Source organism: Chloroflexaceae bacterium, assembly GCA_025057155.1.
Classification (GTDB): Bacteria; Chloroflexota; Chloroflexia; order Chloroflexales; family Chloroflexaceae; genus JACAEO01.
Window position 1 is genome coordinate 1 of sequence record JANWYD010000134.1, and the last position, 583, is coordinate 583.

Genomic DNA, 583 nt, shown 5'->3' on the forward strand with positions numbered 1-583 from the left:
TTTCTTGCGGTGGATCATACGATGCCGAATTGAGTGCACTGAAAAAACGCTCTGCAGAGTTCTTTCTTGGTTATTCTCTCCGCTTACTCTGCAATCTCGGCGGTGAACATCCTTTTTGCACTAGACTATCCAAACTGCGCGGCGCTTGTTTAGAAGGTAAGCTCTTCTTCGGCGGGCAACGGCAGCGCCTCGCTTGGCTTCACGTTGATCCAGCCCAGTGCGGCCAGGTTGCGGATGGTCACGGCCACGTCGGTCTCTCTCCAGACCGGTTTGCGCTTTTGCTTCCAGGCCAACGTTTCCCGGAGCACATCGGCTTCGGTGGGTTCCGGCAGGGATTGCGCCACGAAGTGCACGGTGGCGGCCATCTCGGCCTGGCGGGTGTTCATGCGCAGGAGCAGCTCGGCCACGCGGTTCATGGCCTCATCCCACGCTTCCCATTCGGCGGCATAGGCGCGCCGGGCATCCGGGTAGGTTATACCCGTCTTCACCACGAACATCCGGCCCAGGCGGTGCTCGCGGATGAGGCCGTTGTTGACCAGCTTGGAGATGATGGTTTTCAGGCCGGGCGCGAACGGCCCGTAAC

1 protein-coding gene is annotated in these 583 nt (G+C 60.0%); it reads right to left on the bottom strand.

Annotated elements, in window-relative coordinates:
* Positions 1–149: 149 nt before the first annotated feature.
* The coding region (locus tag NZU74_20660; protein MCS6883736.1) for a hypothetical protein at positions 150–583 on the bottom strand (434 nt) is incomplete at its 5' end.